Source organism: Oceanobacillus arenosus (assembly GCF_003369575.1).
Lineage (GTDB): Bacteria > Bacillota > Bacilli > Bacillales > Amphibacillaceae > Oceanobacillus > Oceanobacillus arenosus.
In genome coordinates, this window is record NZ_PIOC01000019.1 from 86800 (window position 1) to 104671 (window position 17872).

11 protein-coding genes are annotated in these 17872 nt (G+C 37.8%); 9 read left to right on the plus strand and 2 right to left on the minus strand.

Annotated elements, in window-relative coordinates; all coding sequences use genetic code 11:
* Nucleotides 1-224 precede the first annotated feature (224 nt).
* Entirely contained in the window at nucleotides 225-1427 is a 1203-nt protein-coding gene (locus CWR48_RS13575; RefSeq protein WP_115773788.1) for an MFS transporter, read from the minus strand.
* Between the two features lie 436 nt (nucleotides 1428-1863).
* Here CWR48_RS13575 and CWR48_RS13580 point away from each other — a divergent pair, with 436 nt between their 5' ends.
* The 6 genes from CWR48_RS13580 to CWR48_RS13610 all read left to right on the plus strand — a co-directional run bounded on the left by CWR48_RS13580 (nucleotide 1864) and on the right by CWR48_RS13610 (nucleotide 10855).
* Complete coding sequence (locus CWR48_RS13580; RefSeq protein ID WP_115773789.1) at nucleotides 1864-2757, plus strand: SDR family oxidoreductase; 894 nt, start codon at nucleotides 1864-1866, stop codon at nucleotides 2755-2757.
* Nucleotides 2758-3956: 1199 nt separating this feature from the next.
* Nucleotides 3957-4910 carry a zinc-binding dehydrogenase gene (locus tag CWR48_RS13585; protein WP_115773790.1) on the plus strand — a complete coding sequence of 318 codons (954 nt, stop codon included), beginning with the start codon at nucleotides 3957-3959 and terminating at the stop codon, nucleotides 4908-4910.
* Nucleotides 4911-5348: 438 nt separating this feature from the next.
* Nucleotides 5349-6161 (plus strand): putative protein N(5)-glutamine methyltransferase, encoded by an 813-nt coding sequence (locus CWR48_RS13590; RefSeq protein ID WP_115773791.1) that lies wholly within the window; start codon nucleotides 5349-5351, stop codon nucleotides 6159-6161.
* A 212-nt stretch (nucleotides 6162-6373) separates the two neighbouring features.
* Nucleotides 6374-7204, plus strand: a complete 831-nt coding sequence (locus tag CWR48_RS13595; RefSeq protein ID WP_115773792.1) for a pentapeptide repeat-containing protein — start codon at nucleotides 6374-6376, stop codon at nucleotides 7202-7204.
* 968 nt (nucleotides 7205-8172) lie between these two features.
* On the plus strand, nucleotides 8173-9369 hold the full coding sequence (locus CWR48_RS13600) for an MFS transporter (protein ID WP_115773793.1): 1197 nt from the start codon (nucleotides 8173-8175) through the stop codon (nucleotides 9367-9369).
* A gap of 508 nt (nucleotides 9370-9877) precedes the next feature.
* Nucleotides 9878-10855: an NAD(P)H-quinone oxidoreductase gene (locus CWR48_RS13610; protein WP_115773795.1), complete on the plus strand. Its 978-nt coding sequence runs from the start codon at nucleotides 9878-9880 to the stop codon at nucleotides 10853-10855.
* A gap of 446 nt (nucleotides 10856-11301) precedes the next feature.
* Here CWR48_RS13610 and CWR48_RS13615 read toward each other — a convergent pair whose 3' ends face one another.
* Nucleotides 11302-12774: an alanine/glycine:cation symporter family protein gene (locus tag CWR48_RS13615; RefSeq protein WP_115773796.1), complete on the minus strand. Its 1473-nt coding sequence runs from the start codon at nucleotides 12772-12774 to the stop codon at nucleotides 11302-11304.
* A 538-nt stretch (nucleotides 12775-13312) separates the two neighbouring features.
* On the opposite strand from CWR48_RS13615, the gene CWR48_RS13620 reads away from it, so the two are divergent.
* From CWR48_RS13620 to CWR48_RS13630, 3 genes are all read left to right on the plus strand, one after another.
* Nucleotides 13313-15262, plus strand: a complete 1950-nt coding sequence (locus CWR48_RS13620) for an FUSC family protein (RefSeq protein WP_115773797.1) — start codon at nucleotides 13313-13315, stop codon at nucleotides 15260-15262.
* 321 nt (nucleotides 15263-15583) lie between these two features.
* Entirely contained in the window at nucleotides 15584-16462 is an 879-nt protein-coding gene (locus CWR48_RS13625; RefSeq protein WP_115773798.1) for an RpnC/YadD family protein, read from the plus strand.
* Nucleotides 16463-16844: 382 nt separating this feature from the next.
* A complete protein-coding gene (locus CWR48_RS13630; RefSeq protein WP_115773799.1) occupies nucleotides 16845-17864 on the plus strand; it encodes an ABC transporter substrate-binding protein in 1020 nt (339 codons plus the stop codon).
* Nucleotides 17865-17872: the final 8 nt, after the last annotated feature.

The following is a 17872-nucleotide window of genomic DNA, read 5'->3' on the forward strand; positions in this document are numbered from 1 at the left end:
TATCGGCCAATTCAATGTTATTGGAGTGTTTTTAAAATCCCCAAAACAGACTCCTTTACTCTAGGAGAGGTGGCATACAAGCCTTGTAATTTTCATTGATTGCGGTAGGGATTATTTTTGGGGATACATGTAAAAACAAACAACAAATGAAGCACGCATGAAATCTACATGGTAACCGAGCAAATTAAATATAATATCCTATCCCGTTTGCTAGTATGTTTCTTTTACAATGATGTTTCCTTATCAGCTTCTAATGCCGCCGTTTTCTTGCCCCAAATTAGATACAACAACAAAATAATAATCATAAAAGCTGCAGAATAACTAAATGTCCTGCCGTATCCAACAATATTAGCTAAGAATCCAAGGCCTACTGATCCAACTGCAAGTCCAAAATCTATAAAAATAAGTAGCATAGAATTGGCTGTTGCTTTTTTCTCGGGTGGGACAAGCGTTATTGCCCAAGCTTGGATAATTGGATGGATTATGGCAAATGCGATTCCAAATAATACCCCTGAAATCCAAACCATCCACATAGTATTAGAGTAGCCTAATAAAACCAAACCGATAGTCCCTGAAATAGCTCCTGGAATAATAAGGATTCTATGGCCGAATTTATCGAAAATTTTACCGGAGAAAGATCGAACTGCCACCATTGCAATCCCTTGTGCGATAAAAAACTGCGAAATACTTCCGCCAACATTAATCTCTTTTCCAAACGCTCCGATGAAGTTGACAGTCCCTGCAATAGCCATATAATTAAATGCTACGAGAATACAGGGGAGAAGGACACGCTTATCGAACATGTATTTATAGAAAGGTTCATCGTTGTTCGTCTGTGGACTTTCCTTTTCTTTTTCAACTTTCGTATTCTTTGTGAAAAAACTGCACAATAAGGAAAAAGACATAAGCCCCAGTGTTAACACCATCATGGACTGAAATGAGAATTTTGCAAGATAAGAAATCGCGATTAGTGGCCCAAGTGTCGTTCCAACGCTTGTAGACATTGCGAAAAAAACAATGCCCTCACCTAATCGAGATTTAGGAACAATATTACTTGATAGTGTAAACACTAACATCGTAAGCATACTAAAACCAATCCCTTGCAGCGCTCGAATGAATATTAAAAATCCGATTGACTGGTTTACAAACGTAAGCGCGATTGTGCCCAGAAAATAAACGAGGGAAATGATGAGGAGCAATTTCATGTTAACTTTTTGGATAATGACACTTGCAAAGAAACGCGTAATTAGTGATGCCAACATCAAGGTCGTGGTCATGATGCCCGCAATTGCAGGATTGTCACTGATGGTTGATACAAAAAGTGGGAAACCTGCTGTAATCATATAAAATGAAGCGAACATTACTAAAGACAATAATATAATAATTACATATTGGTTTGTCCATAATTTAACTTTTATTCTTCCCAAGATATGTTACCGCCTTTCAGAGATATTTCTAAATATAATGATGATACATGTTAAAGATGCTTTATTATTTACGGCAAGTTTATTCTTTCCTTTTTTCTAAAAAATATTTAGCGTTGTTTCTTAATTGTTCAAGGATTGTTACTGATACAGCAACGAGTAACAATCAGCATTCCATGTGTTGATTAACAGAAGGTGTCCTTGTGTGCATTAAAGAGCGGTACTCACCAACTTATTGGCGATCTGGAAATGTTTAAAGAAGATGATCACAGGGAAAATCAATAAAGAGCACAGGGCGTGGTTAATGCAATCGCGCAAAGTGTTTTAATAGCGATTCGGACCCTTTTGTTTGCAAATAGGAAAGTCTATACTTTCCTCTCTGCCTTAGTTTTCCATTCTTTAAGATTTAAGAATTATACAAGATAGGAGATGATTTTTGATGGGAAGCTCACATCTGACGGACCCACGTAAGAAGTTTCACACGGACAAGTTCCCGGATCAAGAACAGAATACTCCAGCTTTACAGAATGAAATGAGACCTAAACCTGACAGCGGAGAAGAATCGTATAAGGGATACAATCGCCTGGAAGGACGCAATGCCTTGATTACCGGTGGCGATTCCGGAATTGGCCGTGCCGCCGCTATTGCTTATGCGCGCGAAGGTGCCAATGTCGCCATCCAATACTTCCCTGGAGAAGAAGAAGATGCCAACGAAGTCAAAGAATTAATTGAAAAAGCAGGCAGAAAAGCATTGCTGCTGCCGTATGACTTGCGGGAAGACGGTGCAGCGACGGAGATTGTTACAAAAACAGTGGAAGCTTTTGGCGGATTGGACACGCTTGTTTTGAATGCCGCGCAACAAATCGCAAATCCATCTTTAAGTGATTTAACGATGAAGCAAGTGCATGACACCTTTAAAGTAAACATCATCAGCATGTTTGAGACTGTAAAAGCGGCTGAAGAACATCTGGAACCAGGAAGCGCGATTATCACCACGACGTCGGTTCAGTCTTTCGATCCGTCCATACCTTTAATAGATTATGCCGCTACAAAGGGTGCAATCAGCAACTTCACGGTTACCCTGTCTTCGTACTTTGCTTCGAAGGGTGTGCGTGTCAACGGTGTCGCACCAGGACCAATTTGGACGCCGTTGCAGTTGGATAACGGAAAATTGGAAGGACAAATCCCTGAGTTTGGCCAAAACGCTCCTCTCGGCCGTGCAGGACAGCCGGTAGAGCTTGCGCCGGTGTATGTTCTTCTGGCTTCCGATGAAGGAAGTTATATCACCGGTCAGATCTATGGGGTGACAGGCGGAAAGCCGATAGACTTGTAATCTTAAAGGTGTGACAAACAAAAACAAATCCACCGAATTCAGTGATGTTCCACTGAATGCCACTCTTTTAGGGAATGGGCGAGATAGTTTGATTAACAGATTAAAAACGTTCCTTTCTTGAATTGCAGGCGTACTTGTTGGGATTGTGATTGTATGCATTATTCGAAATCGGGAAATATATTGGGATACAATGGGCGCTTTGCTTACTGTAACTTTCTTAATATTGCTTTTTAGATTGGGTCTTAATTTATATCAAAAAGAATAATCCTTATTGAACTAAATGGTGCAAAAGCAAAACCGACCTCCACCCCTTGGACAGGCATGGCGAAGGAATGAGGGGGCATTAGAGCCGTTGAGTCGTGGGAGGAAAAGCCTCCAGGGGGCGGTGTGGAGAATGCGTGCAGTATATTTTTAGAATGTTTGGTTTTTTTAACTCCTCTATTCCCGTATGCCTTCACGTAGTCTTAATTATCATGACTCAATCCATTCATTGCTTTATCTAAATTAAGCTCACTAGGTATACCGAAAGAATTACTAACCGCTATAAATGCAGAATTAAATGTCATCGAAAAAGATGAATCATTTGTGACGATGTAACTTAAATAGGCAGAGGAGAAGTTCACTTTTAAAAAGAGGGTTTCTTTTTTGTTCGTTTCTGTCTAGTGTCGTGCCCGATGATTCAATTAAATAGTGCATTACTTAAATTAGGGAATTCACTCTTGTTCAATTAACTTGGAAGGATAGTTGAATAAAGAAAATTAGTGGTGATTAAGATTAAAAAAATAAATATTGCCTGAATTATTTATACCTTCACTTGGAAGTATGAATAATTCAGGAGCAATGATTGATTTTTGGATTGATAATGATTTTAGTTTTTCATCGAAGTATATGGCCGAGCAGTTAATCTTAGTTGAAAATTATATCTCTAAGAGTAAAAATATTAAATGAACTCATTATACTAACGGGTAGCGTTAAATATAATCAATACAATTCCAGACTGGATTAAGATGGATCCAGTCTTTTTGACTATATAAAATATAGGAAGGGAAAAGATGAAATTGAATTGACGATAATTCTTAATATTTGCCCTTATTTGATGTCAATAAGTGTTTAGTCTTGTCGGAATTTAGGAAATATTGCATGATGCAATGGTTAATATATGTTAATATTAAGTAGTAAAACTATTTGGAGGCGATAGTATGAAAGGTTGGCTATTTTCAGGTACAAATAAACCACTAGAATTGATTGAAAAAGAAGATCCAAAAGCTATTCCCGGTCACGTTGTGATAGATGTGAAAGCTGCTGGCCTATGCCATTCGGACGTTGCAGCATTACAAGATCCGGGTTGGATGCCACTTTTCCCAAATGGTCCTGTTATTATGGGACATGAGTTTGCAGGGGTTGTTATTGAAGTGGGTGAAGGTGTAGAAGATATTAAAGTTGGAGATCGCGTTGGGGTTAACCCAATGGATAGAGCAACAAAAGTAACTGCTGGGTACAACTATGACGGAGGGTATGCAGAAAAAGTGCATGTTCCTGAACATCAATGCGTAATCATTCCTGAAGGCGTTTCCTTTGTAGAAGGGGCAGCCTCAACAGATGCAGGAATCACTGCTTATCGTGCTATTTTCAGTATTGGACAAGCAAAAGAAGGTACAAAACTAGGAATTATCGGTATTGGAGGACTTGGTCAATTTGCTTTGCAAATGGCGTTGATTAAAGGTTGCGAAGTGTACGCTACAGACGTTTCTCCAGAAGCTCGAAAACTTGCTGAAGAACTAGGGGCTAAAAAAGTTTACGACACTATTCTAGATATGAAAGAAGCAGAATGTGACGTCATTGTTGACTTCGCTGGTTTTGGACAAACAACTAGTGATGCATTGGAAGCTGTAAGACTACAAGGAACAGTTGTGATTGTTGGTATGGGTAAATTAGAATCTAATATCAATACTTATTCAATGATTACAAAAGAAATTAAGCTTTTAGGAAGTAATGGTGGGACAGTAGAAGACTTAAAAGGTGTATATGATTGCTTCGCTACCGGAAAAATGAATCCAAATCTTATCACAATCCCATTTGAAGAAGTCGACAAAGGCATAGAAAAACTCAAAAATCACGAAGTAAAAGGCCGCTTAGTAGCAGTATTTGAATAAATGTAAGTTTTCTTTGTAATAAAGGTAGAGGTGGAGACAAAACTCTCCATTGAAATGAAAAAGCCTGTAAAATAAAATTATGACATCTTGTTAGTTAGCGTACAAATAAAAGAATCTTAATGGCAAAAAAAGGGGGAAGTAAGTTTGAGTTCATCCAAATTCGCCGCTCCCTTTATATGAAGCTAGTTCTGTTCCAGCTTTTTTTATTATTAAATACATTTGTGATATTTTTCACTTAAACTAAATGGTGCAATAGTTAAACAAGTAAGATCATCAAATGATGGTCTTTTTCTTTTTGCTAATTTCAGAAATTTACAATTAAAGTGTTACGCATTATGTTATTATCTGTTTATGGATACTGAACTATTGGGTTAGTTGAAGAAGGACATTGATATTATTTATAGAATAAAAATATAAATAACTGTGATTAGGGAAGGGATGAGATTAATAAGACAGAAAATCAATTTATTTTTAGATAATAAAACTGAGAAAAGCATAATCAACAGACTACGGAGTGAGGGGGCTGTCTTCGCTGAAGAAGAAACACTTTTACTTATCTCTGAGGCTAGAAGCATAGAGGAATTAATGAATATGGTAGAAAAACGAGTAAGTGGTTTTCCGCTTGAATACGTGCTTGGGTTTACAAATTTTTGTGGTCTACGAATAGAAGTCGAACGGGGAGTTTTCATACCTCGTCCACGTACGGAGTTTCTGGTTCAGCAAGCAAAAGTCTTAACCCGCCCATATGATATTGTTTTGGATTTATGTTGCGGGTCTGGTGCTGTTGGTGCTGCAATAGCAACCGACATTAAAAAGATTTTATTACACTCCGTTGATATTGATCCCGTTGCTGTACGATGTGCTTCGCGTAACATAACTAAGATTGGTGGTCACGTTTATCAAGGTGACTTATATGATGTATTACCCCATTCATTGAGATGTCAAGTGAACATAATAGTGGCTAACGCACCTTACGTTCCTACTGACTCAGTAAAACTCCTTCCACGAGAAGCACGATTATATGAACCAAAAGTGGCACTTGACGGAGGAAAGGATGGGTTAGATTTCCATCGTATGATGGCGGAAAAGGCCCCCCACTGGCTTGTTTCTGGGGGACATCTATTGATAGAGACGAGCGAAATGCAGGGTACAAAAACTTTTGAAATCTTTATTAATTCTGGACTAATTACCCAAATAGTTAGAGATGAAGAATTGGATGCAACAGTTGTTATTGGAACAAAATCTGGCTAAGACTAACTACAAAATAAATATATTATTCAGCTAACGGGGCAGTATACTTTAATAAGCTTTAAGAAGGATTTATTCCATTAACCCTAGAATAGTAATAATCAGTTGAATCAAAAGGATAAGTAATGTAAATGAATGCGGAGGATAAAAACTAAGAAATTCCCCAGTTATTTGTTTTTAATATCTTGAATCTTTGTAAAAAGGGCGTGTGAGTATTGACTGATCAATATTTAAGTGCTGATTGCGAAAATTGTTTTGGTTTATGTTGTGTAGCTTTATCATTTGCTGCCTCTTCAGATTTTGCTTTTGATAAAGGAGAAGGGATTCCTTGTAGAAATTTACAGACAGATTATCGTTGTGGAATTCATAAAAACCTAAGAATAAATGGCTTTCGAGGATGTACGGTATATGATTGTTTTGGGGCAGGTCAAAAGGTTTCCAAAGTGACATACAATGGAAATGATTGGCGAAAAAGTCCAGAAACAGCGAAGGAAATGTTTTCTGTATATCCAATTATGCAACAGCTTCACGAAATGCTTTATTACTTAAATGAGGCTCTTAGTTTAGAAGATGCCAGATCTATCTATAAGGATTTAGTGCAGGCATTTCAAGAAACCGAACATCTCACTTATTTAAGCCCAGATTCTATCTTAGCCCTCGATGTACCAAGCCATCGAGACAAGGTTAATGGTTTACTTAAAAAAACCAGTGAACTAGTCCTAACAAAAGTAAAGAGTAAGAAAAATCATAGAAATATGGGAAAGAGAAAAATAAATAGGGGTCGAGACCTAATCGGTGCGAATTTAAGAGGTGCAAACCTTAGAGGAGTCAATTTGAGAGGAGCTCTACTTATTGCCTCTGACCTTCGAGATTCAGACTTAAGAGAAACAGACCTTATTGGTGCTGACTTGAGAGACGCTGATTTAAGAGGTGCTAATCTAAAAGGTAGTATCTTTCTTACTCAGGTACAAGTAAACTCGGCTAATGGCGATATTCATACTAAATTGCCGCCATCACTAAGCATACCTAGACATTGGCTGGTTTAACATTTTATAAAAGTAAAACTTAATTCTTTTCGATAAGACCCCATTTTGATCAATCTTTTTTCAAAATGGAGTCTTTATATTTATTGTAGATCCAGGTATGGGAGATGTTTATAATCAAATTTTATTCCAAAGCTGCAGTTGCGGGGATTGCCTCATTTACAAACCAACTATTCAAAAGATTACTGGAATAGTACGCCCAGAACGAATCATGACAGCTAGTGGACAATTTTTTCTACGCTTTAATTTACTTACTGTAATTAAATTGTGTGGTGCGTTAATTCTAGAAGGATTAACGCTATTTTATGTAGAAGTTATTGTACTCCCATGAAAATAAAAAAGCTCAAAATCCAGAAAAAGGCATAACAAAATTGACCCAGTAAAAACGCTTTTAAAAAAAGGCTGAGCCATCTGAGTGTTCGTTATGGAGTTGACAAGTAATCGATAACCTTCCTTCTAAAAATGTATAGTATTGGCTGACGCAACGACCAAAATAAGGATTAATCTCCCATGAGTGCTACCCATATTGGGCGCGACAGTCGGTGGTACACCGTGATCGTTGGAGTCAGACTAAAGGATGGGCTCTCTGGCACCATAGTACATAGACCTTCTTCGTCAGCCGTAGAAACAGTATAGACTGTTGTATCAATTTTCATTCTCTGTGGTGTAGCGTTGGTCCTACGCTACATGAATGACTAAAGGGGCAGCATTCCTGTTGAAGAGTCGTTGTAAATTTTATGAAGAATCAGTTGGTATAATAAAATCTAGAGGAGATTGTGCAGGTTTGTACTTAACTACTGGAGTAGATTAAATTATTTGTATTTTAGAAAATCAAGGTATATAGTTACATGGAAAATTGTTTTCAATAAATGGGTTTTTGAGATGAACTTTATTGAATTTTTTCAGGAAGTCTAGCCAAAACGGTATAAAAATACAACCCAACACAAAAATAATAAAATAGGAGCAAAAAGATGAATAAATCAAAACTATGGACAAAAGATTTTATCATCATGTCCGCATCAACTTTTTTTGTTGGTTTAACCTTTTATTTATTAATAACGACTTTAACCGTGTATGCGGTTGAAGAATTTAATGCTTCACAAAGCATGGCGGGTCTTGCGTCTAGTATATTTGTAGTGGGTGCACTAGTTTCACGTCTTTTTGCTGGGAAATATATTGAGATCATTGGACGTAAAAAGATGCTTTATGGCGGATTATTTTTATTTTTGATTGTGATGTTGTTATATTTTATAGTAGAAAACATGAACGTATTATTGTTTATTCGTTTTGTTCATGGAGCAGCGTTTGGGGTGTTTACCACAGCTATAACCACAGTTGTCATGGATATTATTCCGAATGCACGTCGAGGAGAAGGAATAAGCTATTTTTCATTAAGTATAGCCCTTGCAATGGCAGTTGGACCTTTCTTAGGTCTTTATATCAGCCAACAAGGAAGTTTTACGGTGATATTTGTAGTCTGTACACTTTTCTCTCTCATAAGTACTATTATCTTATTATTTGTGCATATCCCTGAAGGAGACATCACAAAAGAACAGCTTGATGCGATGAAGGGTTTTAAGTTGAAAGACTTTTTCGAAATAAAGGCTATTCCTATCTCCATCATTATTGGCATTATGGGTTTTGCTTACTCAGGTATCCTGTCATTTATTAATTCCTATGCAAAAGAAATTGATTTAATAGATACTGCAGGTTTCTTCTTTATTGTATATGCTGTCTTCATCTTGATTTCAAGACCATTTACAGGACGGTTATTAGATAAAAAAGGAGATAACATTGTTATGTATCCAGCATTGATATTATTTGCGATAGGATTAGTTTCTCTTAGTCAAGCCAACCAAGGGTTCACTCTCCTTTTAGCAGGAGCACTAATTGGCCTTGGATTTGGAACGATGAATTCTTGTTGTCAAGCAATTGCCATAAAGGAATCACCACGGCACCGAGTTGGACTTGCGACCTCAACTTTTTTCATATTTATGGATTCAGGGGTAGGGATTGGTCCTTTTCTATTAGGATTTATTATCCCTATAGTTGGTTTTCGTGGATTGTATCTAACTTTGGCAGTGGTCGTATTTGCGAGTATCTTTTTGTACTATGTACTTCATGGAAAAAAGAAACGTTCAGAAAACAATATCCTACAGGCAAGCTAGTATTTAAGGGAATTTGAGTGCAGTTACTTCTTTTCATAACCTGTTACTAAATGGATTACTTAGAAGCTAAACCAAAATGGTGATTACTTTTTTATTCGATCGTACAAAATATATTGCAACTAAAATATATGATCGTTTCAATTTTCCCGGATTACTTCAATCTATTTTGAAAGTGGTACCATCTAAAAATAAAATAAGCAGTGTAGAACCCAACCTTCATCAAGTAGATGAAGGTAATTTGCATTTGATTACAATTCTAAGGGATAGAAAAATTATTCTATTTAGGATGGGGTTATTGTTGGGATTATTTATAATTGTAAAATACTCTACTTAAACTAAATGGTGCTTTACTTCAAGAAGATAAAACTATAGTTATTGTACTACCGGGAGAGTTGAAGTTCAAAGTTAAAGACATTTCTTTGGAATATCTTCAGATTATACGTTATGGTTATTAAAATAATTTTCCGAAAGGCTATAGAAGAGCCACAAATTAAAAGGAGGTCCATAGGTGAAAGTAATCACTGTTAAACAACCAGGCGGAGCGAAACAATTACAATTTGTAGAACATGGAAAACCAACTCCTAAGGATGGGGAATTACTAATTAAAGTAGAGGCAGCAGCTGTTAATCGAACAGATATCATTAATAGGGAAAGCAGTTCTGGTTACTTGAACAATCCTATATTAGGTGTCGAAGTTGCCGGGGTTGTTGAAGAAGCTGGCCCGGGTGCAAAAACAGCAGTTGGCACACGCGTTATGGGACTTGTGAATGGCGGTGGTTATGCGGAATACGCTGTCATGCCGGATGAAAGAGGGATGGAGATTCCAGAAAATCTTTCATTTGAAGAAGCTGCTGCTATTCCAGAAGTATTTTTGACAGCTTATCAAACGTTATTTTGGATAGGTCAATTACGGCCAAATGAAAGCGTGTTGATTCATGCTGGCGGCAGTGGAGTCGGAACAGCAGCGATTCAGCTTGCCAAACAAATCGGAAAAGCGAATGTAATTACAACAGCAGGATCCAATGAAAAGTTAGATTTTTGTGAGTCTCTAGGTGCAGATGTTTGTATAAATTATAAAGAACAGAGTATTGACGAGGAAGTGCTGAATGCAACCAAAAATCAAGGGGTCGATTTGATTCTTGATTTCATTGGAGCTTCCTATTGGAATAAAAACCTTGCCAGTATAAAAGTAGACGGTCGTTGGGTGTTGATTGGAATTTTAGGTGGCGCGGAAATAGAAAAATTCAATTTAATGGATGTCATCGGAAAACGGGTTCAACTAACCGGAACCTTACTCACTCCAAGAAGTGATGAGTACAAAACAGCACTCACAACAGAATTTTACTCTAAAACTCTGGAACTTTTTGCTAATAACAAGCTTCGACCAATTGTTGATCGTATATTCTCTTTAAATGAAGCCCAACAAGCACACGAACATATGGAGAACAACAAAAATATCGGAAAGATTATTTTAAAGGTAAATTAACAGCTCTTCTGCTACATAAGGTAGGTCAAAGCATCGCTGGTGCGCCCCATTGAACGGCACAATTGTATAATAAGCGTATCTTTCTTACTCAACTAAGCACCATTTAGTTTAATAAGAAAATTGACCAGGGTCTCTTAATAGAGATCCTTTTTGTGTAAAATAAATAACGTTACTTTCTCTAAAATGACAGCGTAAGTGACGTATCAATTGATACCGGTTTTTCTATGTACAATATCTATTATCATCAAAAAAGAAGTGAGATATTCCGGTGCCAGAATCGCCTAATTTAACCATTAAGCATAGATATAATAGAAAAAATGACGTATGCAATTCATACGTCATTTAATATGCGCCACAAAATGGAACCCTTTACCGCTAAAGCTGATGCTTTGCTTTCCTAAAGAAACTAACTATCCAAAGGAACCACACATGGATAGAAGTTCAAATTATGATATCTTATCAATTTCCTTTTTATCAGGACTTTCATAACCATTTTCCCAGAAATCAGCATTCTTAATTCCGTGTTTCGATGAGTTGAATTCTGGATCTTTACCTTGCTTAAGCTGCTCTTCGTAATCCTTTAAGGCGATATTCGCTGGTTTAAATAACAATAGAATTGCAATTAAGTTCAGCCAAACCATAATTCCAAGTCCAATATCCCCTAGTGCCCATGCTGCTGTTGAAGTACTTACAGATCCAAGGAAAATAGAGAATAAAAGGAGTAGTTTTAGTAAAAAGAAAGCAAGATTCCTGAATCTGCCACGTACTAGATAGGCAAGGTTTGTCTCTGCGATATAGTAATAAGCATAAATGGTCGTAAAGGCAAAGAGGAATATAGCAATAGCAATAAATCCTGAACCGAACCCTGGAATGATTGTATCAACTGCTGCTTGAGTGTAACCAGGACCTGGTTGAACTCCGGGAAGGTTTTCGGTAATTGTTTGCTCAGTACTTTCATCAATTACATTGTATGAAGTTGTAAATAAAATCATAAATGCTGTTGCTGTTACAACTAAGAATACATCCAAATAAATAGAAAACGATTGCACAAGCCCTTGTTTAACGGGGTGGGATACTTCCGCCGCTGCTGCTGGGTGAGCACCTGTACCCTGACCGGCTTCATTGGCATATAGACCACGCTTTACCCCCCACATAATTGCTGAACCGATAATACCACCAAATAATTCTTCTGCTCCGAAAGCGCTTTTAAAAATTAACGCAAATACAGCTGGAATATCTACAAAATTACTTCCTACGATTACAAGTGCAAGCAACACATAAGCAGCTGCCATGAAAGGAACGACCAATTCTGCAACTTTAGCAATACGCTTAACACCACCAAAGATAGTAAAACCAACAAGTACGATAAGAATTAGACCAGTGATTGTTGTATCAAGACCAAAAGCGTTATGCACACTATCTCCTATTGCATTTGCCTGTATACCTGGCATTAAGAAAGACATAGCAAGCAGAGTTGCGCCTGCGAAAACGACGGCAAACCATTTCCAGCCAAGTCCTTTTTCAATGTAGAATGCAGGCCCCCCGCGATACTGACCATCTTGCTTTTCCTTATAGATCTGAGCAAGAGTCGACTCTACGAAAGCTGATGCTGCACCGATAAAGGTAATGACCCACATCCAAAATACGGCACCAGGTCCTCCAAAAGCAATGCCTGTTGCGGTTCCAGCGATATTACCTACACCAATTCGACCCGATAAAGATATCGCTAATGCCTGGAATGGAGAAACCCCTGCATCGGAACCCTTCCCGGTAGTTACTAGTTTAACCATTTGCTTAAAATGGCGAATCTGCAAGAATCTAGTGCGAAAACTAAAATACAAACCAGTTACTACAATGAAACCTACCAATACAGGACTCCAAAGCCAGCTGTTAATAGTATCTACAATTTGATTAAACAAAAAATCACCCCTTTTAATATTCAGAATATTATTTGTATTATAGGTTACAATAAATAATAAAACAATCCCTTTTATTAAAATAATAGAAAAATAATATACCGGCTTATCTTAATATTGCTATTCACAGCATGAATTCTATGTTTTACAAAATAATACACCCAAATATTTCCCTTAACGCTTGGTAATATTTTTGAATCTAATATGTCTGCTGCAGTTTTGGACGAAGAAGCTGGTTACACGTAAATTTCTAATTAAGAAGTACAGAATTTTTATAATTGATCTATTGACCCAACGACTAGCAGACTAACTAGGATTGTTACGTTACACATTTGGATTCGGAGGAAATTTTTAATTTACAAGAACAGTTATAAGAGGACTGCTTGGAACAGGTTCACTTTCCGAATTGTGGGGAGTAAACTACGGGACGATGAACCTTTCCCCCTGGACCTTGTACATTAATTATGAATAAGTCTGGTATAATAAATCTTAAGTGGAAGAATAAATCAAGTTAAATATCTTTTAGAAGGAAGCGTTAACCATGAAAGAAATACTACAGGATCAAAAGGAAACTTCTTCCAGAAAGTCACCATCAATTATCAAGCAAGCCCTGCAAGTGAACAGCAAACCTTTTCCATGGGTAAAGGCATTTTGTGCTGGACTCGCAGCAGCCTTGCCAGTAATGATTGGACTTTTGCTGGGAAACTTTCAGTACGGTCTGATTGCGACACTAGGGGGATTCTCCTATCTTTATGTATTTAATACTCCTTATGCACAAAGAGCAAAGAAAATCTTCTTGGTAGTCCTTGGGATGACGCTTGTAACGGTACTGGGGACATTGGCGGCACCATATCCGCTGGCCGTTGCCATTTTAATGGGCCTTATTGGAGCTGCGGCTATTTTCATATTTGGTGCTTTAAAGATAGCGGGTCCTTCTGCCATCTTTTTTGTACTCGTGTTTTTGATGACCTCAGGAATGCCGGTTAACCCTGATGAAGCCTTGCTGAGAGGGGGACTTGTCTTTTTAGGCGGTGCGCTGTCATGGGTGATTGCGATGCTCGGCTGGTTTGCTGATCCTCATGGGCCAGAGACAGGGGTCGTAAAACGGGTATATATGGAACTTGCTTCGCTAATTGATTCTGTTGGCACAGAAGGCTTTCGTGAACACAAACACAAAGTAATGTCTGTATTAAATGAATCAGAAGCAACGCTTACAGCAGGACATATACCTTGGCGGACGACGGATTTCTTTAACCGGTTATATGTCATGAATGATCATGCGAATATGATGTTTCATTTCATTGTTGAAAACTTCTCAGATCAAAAAGAAAAACTTCCGAGGGAGATTGGAAGTTCCGTACGGCTGCTGGCTCAATCTTTGGAGAAGAAGAAACAGCCGCCAAAGATGCCAGATAGAATTTTACAGCCGGAAGAACTGAGTTTGCCTTCTAAACAGCTGCTTGAAAAAATTTATAATGCCGATGCAGTCCTAAATGAACCGACAACGAAAATTAATAAAGTAATCCGTATTTCAAAACCATCACTAAAGATGGTATTTATGGGTGCATTCGATAAGAATTCCATTGTCTTTCTTACAGCGCTTCGTTTTGGGTTGGTAACAATGGCTGCAGCCATTTTTGCTTTTGAACTAGAGTTTGAAAGATCTTATTGGGTGCCATTGTCCTGTGTTGCTGTGATGGCAGGCTCAACCGTGATTGCAACCTATCATCGTTCCATTCAACGTTCCATTGGCACCATAGTAGGAATTCTTATTGCTAGTGTGATTCTTGCTTTTCATCCATCGGGGTTGATGGTTGCTGTGTTTATCTTGTTACTAACGTTTATTACGGAACTATTTATCGTGAAGAATTATGGATTGGCTGCGCTATTCTTTACACCGAATGCGCTGTTGATGGCGGAAAGTACGAGCCAGGAGATCTTCAATTTCACTTATTTTGCCCAAGCCAGACTGATTGATGTTATCATCGGTACCGCGATTGGATTAGTTGGTGTTCTTCTGATTGGAAGAACATCAGCTTCCAGCAGAATCCCACATATGATGGGGAAAACCATTCGAAGTCAAGCGCAGTTTCTCCACGTTTTATTTTCAAATCAAGGAGAGGACTTCGATGCAAGTAATAGCAGGGAACGGTCTAAAATGAAGACCAATTTAAGCAACTTGAAAACGTTGTATAATACAGCTTCGGGTGAGCTGCCAGTCAATCGAAAAGCACTCGAATACTATTGGCCCGTTGTGTTTTCGATGGGAGAGCTCGAATATTTGATGGACGAATGCGCTAAGGATTCTCAGAAGCGACCTGAGCTTTCGGACGACAAACTTGCTCAATTGCTGCTTGCTTTTGAAACCATGGCCAATGCAGCAAATCGAAAACGGGCACCCAAACGAATAGAAATACCGGAAATAAATGAGTATCCAACTATTCGAAATGAAATTATTCACTTGCAGGATGAACTGCATCGTTATGCATAGACAAACAGAGACCGGGGGTCCGAGGGGACAGGTTTCTTGACCCAAAAGCTTCCTGCCCCCCAAGTATAGTAAAGCATGAACCTTTTAGAGAAGTGGGGGACTGATATACTGTAGCCAGTTTTAATGGTGAACCATATCATAGACAGTAGTAATGCAGTTGGAACTGAAATTAGTAGCATAGTGTGACAGATGCCAAATTTAGTCATCCAACGCATACAAAATATTTAAAACCTTTGCCTCACCAAATATAATCATGCTATATTATTGTCAGAACATTCACCCCAAGAATAACTCCTCAAAAACCTCCAAGGATATGATGGAATGGCAGCAATAACCCTACTAATTAAAGAAGATTCCACAAAATCTACCTACACTGGACATGACCAATTAAGCAAAGAACTCATTAACACATTCTTTAAAGAATTTCTTGAAGCATTTTTTCCGAATGTTCATGACAACATCGATTTTCACGCAATTAAGCCACTATCTGAAGAAGTGTATACGAATGTACTGAAAGGTAAGACGCGTCGACTTGATATTGTTATAGAGACAACACTAAAGAATACAGAAGTTGTTGTAATTATTCATGTGGAGCCACAAAGTTATAAACAGGATGACTTTCATGAGCGCATGTATCATTATTTTAGTATGTTGTATAATAAATATCAAAAACCGATTGTACCGATAGCTGTTTTTACATACAGGGAAAATTGGGAAAAGAGTCAATACACAATGGAATTTCCCTTTTTCCATGTCCTTACATTCAACTACATGACACTTCATCTGCGTAAAAAGAATTGGCGCGAATATATTCACTCAGATAATCCCGCAGCAGCAGCTGCCTTTATGAGTCAAATGGGTTACACGGAAGACGAAAAGGTGCAGGTTAAGAAAGAGTTTCTGCGTATGATAACCAGAATGCAACTGGACCCGGCAAAACAGCGCATAATATATGGCTATTTCGAAACTTACTTAAAACTTACAAAAGAAGAGGAGGAACAACTAATGGCAGAAGTTGAAAAATTACCGGAGGCAGAGAAGATTATGGAAATCCCGATTTCGTATGAAGAGAAGGGGAAAGAGATTGGGAGAAAAGAAGTTGCAATAGAAATGTTAAAAAAAGGGTTGAGCATCGATCTTATAGTGGAAGTCACGCATATGGATGTTAAAAAAATCAAGAAATTAAAAGATCAATTGTAGTTGCTAGGAGGGACCGTCCTTCATCGAATAATATAGTCAAAATTTCAGAAATAGCTCTTTGTTGCATACGATGTGCAGCAGAGAGCATTTTTTAGATAAGGTACCAGGTTCCCTTGTATAGTAAAGCAATGTGTTAGACAGAATGTTCACATTAACCAGTTATATACTAATATTTTTAAGTGATACTAGTGACTATTTTTATATTTAATCAAATTCATTCTACCTACTCTTATAAAATTCATTCCAACTACCAAAAATTAAAGTCAAGCAAACACTCCATTCTTCCTTCCGATTATCCCAAACTCCAAACTCCAAACCACAATATCAAAAAATTGAATAAAAACCCAAAAAGTATATACTTACCATAGAAAGGGGAGAGAAGATGGTAAGAAAATGGAAAATTATTTGGTCTTTTATGCTTATTCTATTAATTGGATTAGGAATATATAGCAATGTTTCAGAAGACGAAACAAAAGCTTCAGAAAAACAAGTGATTACCATTGCCGATGGTGGATGGGATAGTATGCAAGTACATAATTATATCGCAGCATTCATTATTGAAAATGGCTATGATTATCCCGTTACCTTTATAAACGGTTCTTCTATTGCGACATTTACAGGACTCAGGACTGGTGAAATTGATGTTTATATGGAACTTTGGTACAACAACATGGAGAAACCGTATTTGGAGGCGGTAGCTGCTGGTGAAGTTGTCCAGCTTTCGACGAATCTTGTAACCGATGATCAAGGGTTTTATGTACCAACATATGTTATTGAGGGTGATCCTGAGAACGGAATCGAACCGATGGCACCTGATTTGGTAACTGTGGATGATTTGAAAAAGTACCCCGAATTATTTCAAGATCCTGAAGACCCATCCAAAGGTGTAATCATTGGCGCGCCAAGTGGAACGGTTATCCATGATGTTTTGGAGAGAAAAGTTAAAACATATGGTCTAAGTGAATCTTATAATTACTTCACACCTGGATCTGCAGGAGCAGTTACTGCATCGATTGCCAGAGCATTTATGAATTATGAGCCATGGGTAGGTTATCAGTGGTCACCAACATGGGCTATGGCCAAGTACGATATGACGCTTCTCGAAGAACCTCCTTTTGATGAAGCGATTTATAATGAAAACTTTGGTACGGAATTCCCTGAAAATCCTGCTTTAATTGCAGCAAATGTATCATTCCCAGAGCGGGCACCAGAAATTGCTGAATTTCTAAGTAACTATGAAACTTCGAGTGTAATAACCGGTGAAGCGCTGCTTTATATGGAGGAAAATGATGCAACTCCAAAGGAAGCTGCTTTATGGTTCCTAGAAAATTATGAAGAAATTTGGACAGAATGGCTTCCAGAAGACATTGCTGAAAAAGTAAAAGCAGCATTGGCTTTATAAGTAAGAAA